We start from the raw sequence: 9,190 nt of genomic DNA, 5'->3' as shown, positions 1-9,190 counted from the left end.
CTCGAAACAGTCCTCCACCTGCCACTGCTTCACTAAAAAAACGAACGCAGATAGAGCAACAAATTGAGTTCTTCCGTGTCACTGTGTTCTCAACTTGAAAGTCCGGAAAGTTTTCTGCACCACTAAGCCAATTTGGTAACTAATGCCTTTGCTTGTGGCCGCTAAAACCCGAAAAAACTGTATATCCTGACTATGAGTTCCATCTGGATCTGATCGTGTAGCATTAATTATGACAACCTTTCCTTGAATAATATTATCAATAGTTTTCTCTTCAATTATCTGTTGACTAAATGCTAAACGTTCAGTTGTTGTACAAGATGCTGTTTTTGATTGAGTAGCTTTGCAGGTAACAATGAAACCACCAGAGCCATACTGTATAATACCTGTGCCAAGTGCAACCAAAGCACCACCAAAAAATAAGCGCAGCAGTATATCCGGTAAGTTTTTCATATTTATGTACCTATCTTGGATGGAAGATGACGCTGACAATCTCTTCCTTATAATTCCCAAATATTTGCCGTAAAAAAGATACAGTTAGCTTTTTGGGGCAGATATAGCTCATCAATATACAAGTAACCTCACAGGTGACAGTCAAAAATTTGTGTAATTAATTCTGTCTGATTACTTATGTGTTTTAAAACCGAGGAGAATAATGAGCGAAACTAGTATCAGATATCTAGAATTCTAAAACTCTATCTCTTCGTGGGTAGAGTATTCTCAATTTTGACTCCTGACTTCTTTTTATGGTTATACAAAATATCTCCGGCACCCTCGCCGAAACTCTACGTCACAGACGGCAAAAATTGTCTCAGTTAATTGATTTTCCTGTAATTATCTGGTCAGGAAGTAGCAGCCCTCGCAACTTTAGTGCTAATTCTTATCCATTCCGCGCCAGTAGTCATTTCTTGTATTTTGCCGGATTGCCCCTGCACAACGCTGCCATTCGTCTGGAAGCAGGTAAACTAGAGTTGTTTATGGATGATCCTCAGCCGAGTAGCGCTCTATGGCATGGCGAAACACCCAAACGCGAAGAAATTGCCGAGAAGATAGGCGCAGATATTGCTAGAACCATGTCTGAATTGAAATATCGAGGGAGTGGTGCGGCCTCAATTCCTGTGCAGAATTATCAGACTACCCTTGTTCAGTCCAAAATTTTGCAAAGACAGATATCTGCATCCTCTGACTTGGAGGGATTAGATATGGAGTTAGCCAAGGCAATTGTCACTTTACGCCTGACTCACGATGCAGAAGCCCTAGCTGAGTTACGCAAAGCTGCGGCTGTGAGTGTTGCTGCACACAAAGTTGGTATGGCAACCACACCTAAAGCTAAACTTGAAGCAGAAGTGCGGGCGGCAATGGAAGGGGTAATTATTGCCCATAATATGACCACTTCTTACAATAGTATTGTCACCGTTCACGGCGAAGTTTTGCATAATGAAAAATATGATCACCTGTTGCAACCAGGAGATTTACTACTAGCTGATGTTGGTGCGGAAACTGAGATGGGTTGGGCGGCTGACATTACTCGAACTTGGCCTGTTTCTGGCAAATTTTCCACTACGCAACGCGATATTTATGATGTTGTATTAGCGGCTCATGATGCTTGCATTGCCAATATTCGCCCCGGCGTAGAGTATAGAGATATTCATTTATTAGCAGCCACAGTAATTACTGAAGGTTTGGTAGATTTAGGCATTTTCCAAGGTAATCCTGAAAACTTAGTAGAAATAGATGCTCATGCGCTGTTTTTTCCCCACGGGATTGGTCATTTACTGGGTTTAGATGTCCATGATATGGAAGATTTGGGAGATTTGGCGGGATATGAAGCAGGAAGGAAAAGAAGCGATCGCTTTGGCTTGAGTTATCTGCGTCTCAATCGTCCTCTGCGTACAGGAATGTTAGTTACGATTGAGCCGGGATTTTATCAAGTCCCAGCCATTTTGAATAATACTGATAACCGCAAAAAATATCAAGATGTGGTGAATTGGGAGTATTTATCACACTTTAATGATGTGCGAGGCATTCGGATTGAAGATGATGTTTTAGTTACTGCCGAGGGTAGGGAAGTTCTAACAGCCGCGTTACCCAATGATGTTGATACTATAGAGAGTTTAGTTCATAAATAGAAATATTCGACAAAGAGACGTACCAGTGCTGTGTCTCAGCAGGATTTTCAGAATTTTCTCTTAATCTGTGCTGAATTTGGATCTTCACCTAGTTCCGAAATTCTCGAACAAATCTAAGTAATCTTAGCAATTTCCAGAAGAGGAAGATGAGGAAAAACTAAACTTTCATTCACAGATATATATTTTCTATTTTGTAACCCACATTCCGCACCCGCAGCCGTCACACCCCAAAGAAACCAATAGACCAGTCCTAAATTATATTTAGGACTTGCCAATTTGGCAGAACTTCAGTTCTTAGTCCTCTGCGAAGAAACCGTCTAATAAAACTTAGAAGACTAAGGGACGCGGCAAGCAGCACCGCACCCCTCTGAAAGAGTTGTTAGGACAGCCCGTCTTTAACTGTGTCTGAGCACATCTTCGGACTTTTACTTAGCGACGCTCGCCAGCCGACTGGGTGCCGGTGGGTCGCCAGTTATCGTCTGTGGAGTAGGTAAGCGCCTTGCCGTCAAGGATGATACGCATACGCCGTTCGCCCTGGCTTCCTTTGGTCTCCTCCACGTTGACAGTGAAGTCGATCGCTGACAAGATGGCATCCCCGAAGCGTTCGTTCATCCAGCGTTGAAGTGAAGGGGCGTATACATCGATTGCTTCATGAAGGCGGTAAATCGCCCCGGCGTTCCACCGCACTGGTGGGACACGAAGCGGGTTCAACATTCCCGCCTTCAGCCCAATCTGCTTTTCCAGACAATCCTGTGTGGGCAACTCCAAGGGAGCTTGACCACTTAGTAGCGCTCCGATGCGTACTGGCAGTAAGTTGCAGGCTTTCCCAAGTGCCTCAAGTGTCAGCCCTTTATTCCTGGCTGCCTGGTTCGCGGCATCAAGTACCTGTCTACGCTCCTGATAGCTTGCTTCTGCGAGTTCATCAACCACAGTACTCTTGATTTCTGCCAGTGGCGGCGTAGCTGTTAACGCGAGACTGACAGCAATGCCTGTGACAACGCCAGCCCCATACGAGAGAAACCCGATATGCTTCATTTTTTCCTCACTATTTATTATACGGAAGTATGCCGTATATATCCTTGAGCGATTCAGGTATAAAAAGGCTTGCAAGCTTTTTCTCTATAGAGAATATCAAGAAATTTTCTGGATGTTCTCAATGTTCAACTTTTATACAGAATTGCTAAAAAATCATATTGTTCGGCTCAATTTTTATTTCAGATTCAATCAAAATATTTTTTATTTTCTCAATTATTTGAAGTGACTATTACAATAATCTAGTCTTGAATAGGAAAGATTTACGACAAGGTTATAGATAGGTTAAAAACTTTTTAGAAAGTTAGTAAATACTGGGTCAGCTAATCTGCCTAGAAAGACGCAGTAACGAGGGAGTTGCGAGAGACGTGCAGATGAAATTTGAAGATTATTAGCTTAGTAGAGACAACTGGCTTTGACTCAATACTTTTCCACGCTGCCAGCCACAACAACACAAGGAAATTACCCAGCATTGGCTACTGAAAACTTCATAACCAAAGCTGTTAAGTTAAGTAACAAGATTATTTTTTAATTGCTTTTTTGCTTCTGCCCAATTCTATAAAAAATATTTCATTTTTCATAAAATAGCGATCAGCTACGCTGGGCGGAACGCCATCGCCTAGTATACTCAAAACTACACTTTTGCAATCCTTACTCATCCGTAAACAAAGGTCTTGCTTGTTGCGTTGACTCTAACTTTGTGTCTAAAGTTGTCCAATCTTCCTGCTCAATTAAGTGAATAAATTCATCAAGGTTTTGGCGATATTGTTGCAATGACCTTAACAATGCTTGGCGATTATACCGCGCCATCATTACCCCCAACTCAGGGTTGCCGCCACCGACACGGCTGGTATCTCGAAAACCAGAACTAGCTAAATTTTGAGCCAACTGTAAAACTTCCGAGTCAGTTTCATCCATACAAGCAGCAATTAACGCAGCACTCACCATGACGGGTAAATGAGAAATCCAACTTACAGCGCGGTCGTGTTGTTCCGGTTGGCAATGGTAAACTTTACATCCAAGCGATCGCACAATTTCTTCTAAAATAGCGATCGCATCTTTGGGTGTTGTCGCATCTGGTGTAATTACATAAGGTCTATCGACAAATAAATTTTTTTGCGCCGCTTCTATCCCACTATCTGCCGTTCCCGCCATTGGATGACCGCCCACAAACCTTGACCATAGGGGAGAAATTGCCTTAACTATCGGTGCTTTCACTGAACCGACATCAGTAATAATCGTAGCGGCAGAAATATATGTAATTAACTGTTCAACTTGGGGAACAATAAGGGCGATAGGCGTACAAATAAAGATAATGTCCGCGGCTGCTAACAAACTCATCTCAACGGATGCCTCATCCACACTGCCAAGGGCTACAGCTGTTTGACAGGTAGATTCACGGCGACTTACTCCCAAGACATGATGACCTTGCGATCGCAAATCATAACCCAAAGAACCGCCTATTAATCCCAAACCTAAAATACCAATATTCATAATTGATTTAGACAGTTTATTTTTACGTACATTTTAGGGTCTAGAAACTTTTAAGGATGAAGCATAAAGGATGAAATGTATTACTTCAGACTTCATACTTCAAACTTCATACTTTATGGGTAGCATCGATGACTGTAGAGGAATTGCTCGAACAATACGCAGCCGGGGTCACAAATTTTAGCGGTATCGAACTTTGTGAAGCTAACCTGAGTGGTGTCAAACTCATTGGCATAAATCTCAGCGAAGCCAATTTGAGTATAGTGAATCTCAGCGGCGCAAATCTCAGCGAAGCCAATTTGAGTTATGCCAAGTTAAATGTCGCTCGACTGAGTGGTGTAAATTTTGTGGGTACAATCTTGAATCATGCCAGTTTGAATGTGGCAAACTTGATTCGTGCCGACCTCAGCCGCGCCCAACTGCGGGGTGCTTCCTTGGTACGTGCTGAATTAATTCGGGCGGAACTGAGTCGTGCTGATTTGTTTGAAGCTAATCTCAGCAGTGCTGATTTGCGTGAAGCGACACTGCGTCAAGCAAACCTTCGTCGCGCTAATTTGAGCGAAGCTAGTTTAAAAGGTAGTTCCTTGGCTGGCGCTAATTTGGAAATGGCTAATTTAAACGCCGCTGACCTATATCGGACTGACCTCAGTGGCGCAAATTTGCGTGATGCTGAATTTAAACAAGCAAATCTTACCCACGCTAACCTCAGCGGCGCAGATTTGAGTGGTGCAAATCTCCGTTGGGCTGATTTGAGTGGCGCAAAACTCTGTTGGGCTGATTTAAGCGGCGCAAAATTAAGTGGTGCTAACTTGATGGGGGCAGATTTGAGCAATGCCAACTTAACTAATACAAGTTTTATCCATGCTAATTTGACACAAACAACATTAATTAAAGCCGAATGGATTGGTGCTGATTTAACTGGTGCAACCTTAACCGGAGCAAAACTGCATTCCGCCTCACGGTTTGGGCTAAAAACTGAAGGGATGATTTGTGAATGGGTTGATCTTAGTCCAAAAGGCGATCGCTCGATCATCCAAAAGTTTGAAGCCGACGACCCACGGGACTTTTTTAACGAAACACCCCCAACTATTCGGATTATCGTTGATACAGCCCTAGAACCAGAAGCCAACTTTGCCCTTGCTGGCGCTTATTTCCAAATTGCTCAGGAATATCGGATACTCAAGCAACCTCCTAGTATGGAAATTGGTCGTCGCCGGACTGTCTTCACATTCCGCGTAGATAGTGATGAAGCCTTATTCCCGACTGCGTGTATTGCCATTCTCCCTTTTAGAGATGCCACCAGTACACAAAAAAGTATTTACCAAGTGGTAGAAATGCTTAATAAAGAAGATGTATCCGATTTAAAGCTAAAAACACCCCATCGGGTGAAGCAATTGACCACGCTGATCGAACAAGCTATTACTCAGGCTCAGACTATTAGGCAAATGAAAAAAAATCTTGAATTAGCAGCAAAAATAAATTTCTTTAGAGCGCCTACCCAAACTATCTTAACTAATTCCAGCGCTCAGACGTTGACTGTATATGATAACCCAAACTTTGGTAAAAAATTTATTCATAACTCGCAACTAGATGGGGCATTCTTAGCGGATAAATCCAGTGAAGCTGCCATACTTGCACCACTTTCGTTAAATATAGTTGTAGATTTTCTCAAAAGCTTCCACTATATCAGTGAATAAGAGAATCTCGATTTTGTAATAAAAGAATTTTTGGAGGTAGCAAATGCGTGATACCTTTAACAGAATGGTTGGTCGGACTCGCTATGTAGTCTGTCGGTTGTTTTTGCATTTAGGCGGATCAGATGTCGCACCAATTTTAGGTGTACTAAATCACGGTGCGAGGGAAGCGATCGATGCTGAGGGTGATTTGCAGGTTTTAGGAGAAGTATTAGTAGAACTAAGTGAAACTCTACTACGCTATGATGAATACTGGATGTCTGCTGCCAACGAAGGCGATGTATTTTGGAGTGAAGGCGAAGCAGGGGATTACGTAAACGAGTTATTTACCGACTCGGCCGAAAGATACGGTGCTGATATTGATTGGGAATCTACCTCTAGCTTCGAAGAACCCTTATCTATTCCCGTAACGCGCAACGTTGTAGTGATGATGACCGTAGCTTATGAAGGCGAAGTTGCAGAGTTAGAAGCTGATTTATCAAATGTTCAGGCATTGAAAGAAGGTTTAAAAGCTTTAATCAATTTGCACTACAAAAACAAACTCAAAGCAATTCAAGTGCATTTTTCACCAGCACAGTTGGGTGATGAACTCACCAACGATCATCTGTTGCAATATTACCCAGAATTGATACCTTTGTAATTTGTTGGGTTGTCCGCACACTACCCACCTTGAGAAGTTGTTAAGCTCGGAGATAAGACAATACTGCAATGATCATGACTATATTACGTAAACTTACAGTTTTTGTTTTAGCCTTGAGTTTGTGTATAACAACTGTTGCCTGTGGAGGTTCACAACAAACCACTCCATCAGGTAAAAATGTTAGCCAAACCTCTACTGCCACTACCAAACTAAGTGATGGCCAGTATCAAGTACAACAAGCTACTTATGATGATGGAACTGGGGAATACACCCTGTTTTTACTGAACAGCAAACCCCCAACCTTTACAACCGAAAATTTGCAGATGGCAAGGCTGACTGATGAAGAAATCAAAGAGGGTAAGAAATCTTACCTGAAGGTAGAAAACGGACAGCCAGCTTTGTATCTCACAGAAGACTTTAAAATCCAGTACGTCCACAACGTCACCCAAACTCAAACTAATCCTCAATCAGGACAACAGGAAACAGTTGTTGTTCGGCGGGAAAATAGCTTTTGGTCGCCCTTTGCTGGTTCTTTAGCTGGTAGTATAGCAGGTCAAGCAATTGGTAGTTTGTTATTTAGACCCCAGTACTATGTACCACCTGTTTACCAACCAGGAGGAGTGCTAACTGGTTTTGGGGGTTACGGTTCCAGCTACGACCAAGCTGTAGGTCGCTACCGCAGCCGTTATAATGAACCACCCGCAGCCGTCAGAAATCGTACTGCTTTCCGCACTACTGGAAATATTAGAAGGTCATCTCCTAGTAATTCCACCGTCCGCACTACACCCCGCAATAGTACGGTTAATCGTCCTAGCGGTTCTGGTTTTGGTGCTAGTGAACTCAAACCATCTGGTAGTTCTAGCACTACCAGACGCAGTTCTGGTAGTCGTTTTGGCAGTGGCGGGCGGAGTCCTAGCCGCGCCGGTGGTTTTGGTAGTAGACGACGTTAATCAATTTCAAGTTCAGTAGTTAGCATTAAAACTATCATCTGTGTAGATGGGAGTGAACTAAGTTCACCCCCATCTACACATATTTCGTATTCTTTTTAGTAGACACGCAGCTTTTTTTCACCTGTCGAACTCACGTTGAATGACGAATTTAAGCTTTTACCTCTTGAATCTAAGCAGCACAAATCTCAAGGTTGTATTCTGGTGTTTGATTCGGTTAGAGTGCGATCGCTGGCGAGGCTTAAAATCAGTCATACATGTAGCAAATATTCAATCTGCTAGACTGAAGGCATTAACTGGGCTAAGTTGATATATGACCATTGCGATTCCCTCCGGGACGGCAAAGCCGAACAGCCAACCAATACAACAGAAGCCACTCAACTTTGATGAGTTTCTTGCCTATTATGGTAGCGATAACCGCTACGAACTGATCGATGGAGAAGTGTTCGACTTGGAACCAACAGGCCAGCATGAAGAAGTTGCAGCCTTCATTACCACAAAGATATGTGTCCATATCGAGGCAACAGGCTTACCTTGGTTTGTTCTTCAGCGGGGACTATTGCGCCCTTCTAACACGGGGATGGCAGCATTTCGACCTGATGTTGCAGTTGTTGATCGAAATGAACTTACCAAAGAACCGCTTTGGTCTGACCAGTCAATCCTGACGCTAGGTAGTTCAATTAAATTTGTGGCGGAAGTTGTTAGTAGCAACTGGCAAAACGATTATGCCCGTAAGATTGAAGACTACGCGGTTTTAGGCATTCCCGAATATTGGATTGCAGACTACGCAGCGTTGGGTGGTACTCGACACATTGGCAAGCCCAAACAACCCACCCTCTCTATCTGTACGCTAGTGAATGGAGAGTATGAAATTCAGCAGTTTCGAGGCAATCAGACCATTACCTCTCTAACCTTCCCAAATTTAAAACTGAGGGCTGAACAGGTATTAAGGGCTGGTAGGTAAAATCGCCATGATTCGGCTATCTGCAACGTTAAGTTGGTAAACCCGTCGCCAATTTTTGTAACTGCTGCCTGAATCTGTGTAGTCTTGTTGGCATCAAGCGCGATCGCTTCAGCCTGCCATACCTACGAACATGATAAAAAAGTGGCTGTGACTCTGACTCTGCTTATATCCCTCTTCTGTCACTTTCCGGAATAAGCAAGTAGTTCAGGAGCTAAATCATCCAGAAGCATAAAAGGGTTTAAATTGATTCATGGCTGCAATTAAATGATTGAATCCCAGTAACAAATGTGAATTAG

Annotated in this window: 8 protein-coding genes; 5 read left to right on the top strand and 3 right to left on the bottom strand. The window is 43.0% G+C overall.

Annotated features, from left to right (window positions below):
* Positions 1-78: 78 nt before the first annotated feature.
* Positions 79-450 (bottom strand): hypothetical protein, encoded by a 372-nt coding sequence (locus IQ259_RS26145; RefSeq protein ID WP_193888902.1) that lies wholly within the window; start codon positions 448-450, stop codon positions 79-81.
* 293 nt (positions 451-743) lie between these two features.
* On the opposite strand from IQ259_RS26145, the gene IQ259_RS26140 reads away from it, so the two are divergent.
* Positions 744-2,126, top strand: coding sequence for an aminopeptidase P family protein (locus IQ259_RS26140; RefSeq protein WP_193888901.1), 1,383 nt, complete (start codon positions 744-746; stop codon positions 2,124-2,126).
* A gap of 429 nt (positions 2,127-2,555) precedes the next feature.
* Here IQ259_RS26140 and IQ259_RS26135 read toward each other — a convergent pair whose 3' ends face one another.
* Both IQ259_RS26135 and IQ259_RS26130 read right to left on the bottom strand, forming a co-directional pair.
* On the bottom strand, positions 2,556-3,236 hold the full coding sequence (locus IQ259_RS26135) for a hypothetical protein (protein ID WP_193888900.1): 681 nt from the start codon (positions 3,234-3,236) through the stop codon (positions 2,556-2,558).
* Positions 3,237-3,809: 573 nt separating this feature from the next.
* Positions 3,810-4,652, bottom strand: coding sequence for a prephenate/arogenate dehydrogenase (locus IQ259_RS26130; RefSeq protein WP_193888899.1), 843 nt, complete (start codon positions 4,650-4,652; stop codon positions 3,810-3,812).
* A 128-nt stretch (positions 4,653-4,780) separates the two neighbouring features.
* Here IQ259_RS26130 and IQ259_RS26125 point away from each other — a divergent pair, with 128 nt between their 5' ends.
* From IQ259_RS26125 to IQ259_RS26110, 4 genes are all read left to right on the top strand, one after another.
* A complete protein-coding gene (locus IQ259_RS26125) occupies positions 4,781-6,346 on the top strand; it encodes a pentapeptide repeat-containing protein (RefSeq protein ID WP_193888898.1) in 1,566 nt (521 codons plus the stop codon).
* 43 nt (positions 6,347-6,389) lie between these two features.
* Positions 6,390-6,983 carry a DUF1517 domain-containing protein gene (locus IQ259_RS26120; RefSeq protein ID WP_193888897.1) on the top strand — a complete coding sequence of 198 codons (594 nt, stop codon included), beginning with the start codon at positions 6,390-6,392 and terminating at the stop codon, positions 6,981-6,983.
* 68 nt (positions 6,984-7,051) lie between these two features.
* Complete coding sequence (locus IQ259_RS26115; RefSeq protein ID WP_193888896.1) at positions 7,052-7,933, top strand: hypothetical protein; 882 nt, start codon at positions 7,052-7,054, stop codon at positions 7,931-7,933.
* Between the two features lie 310 nt (positions 7,934-8,243).
* Complete coding sequence (locus tag IQ259_RS26110; protein ID WP_193888895.1) at positions 8,244-8,894, top strand: Uma2 family endonuclease; 651 nt, start codon at positions 8,244-8,246, stop codon at positions 8,892-8,894.
* Positions 8,895-9,190 lie beyond the last annotated feature (296 nt).

This window comes from Fortiea sp. LEGE XX443 (assembly GCF_015206815.1).
Taxonomy (GTDB): domain Bacteria; phylum Cyanobacteriota; class Cyanobacteriia; order Cyanobacteriales; family Nostocaceae; genus Nostoc_B.
This window is presented reverse-complemented; position numbering and strand designations above follow the sequence as displayed.

Bases quoted from the DNA above. Each gene is read 5' to 3' on its own strand.
- IQ259_RS26130 (WP_193888899.1), bottom strand. From the start codon at position 4,652: ATGAATATTGGTATTTTAGGTTTGGGATTAATAGGCGGTTCTTTGGGT.
- IQ259_RS26140 (WP_193888901.1), top strand. From the start codon at position 744: ATGGTTATACAAAATATCTCCGGCACCCTCGCCGAAACTCTACGTCAC.
- IQ259_RS26110 (WP_193888895.1), top strand. From the start codon at position 8,244: ATGACCATTGCGATTCCCTCCGGGACGGCAAAGCCGAACAGCCAACCA.
- IQ259_RS26145 (WP_193888902.1), bottom strand. From the start codon at position 450: ATGAAAAACTTACCGGATATACTGCTGCGCTTATTTTTTGGTGGTGCT.
- IQ259_RS26125 (WP_193888898.1), top strand. From the start codon at position 4,781: ATGACTGTAGAGGAATTGCTCGAACAATACGCAGCCGGGGTCACAAAT.
- IQ259_RS26120 (WP_193888897.1), top strand. From the start codon at position 6,390: ATGCGTGATACCTTTAACAGAATGGTTGGTCGGACTCGCTATGTAGTC.
- IQ259_RS26115 (WP_193888896.1), top strand. From the start codon at position 7,052: ATGATCATGACTATATTACGTAAACTTACAGTTTTTGTTTTAGCCTTG.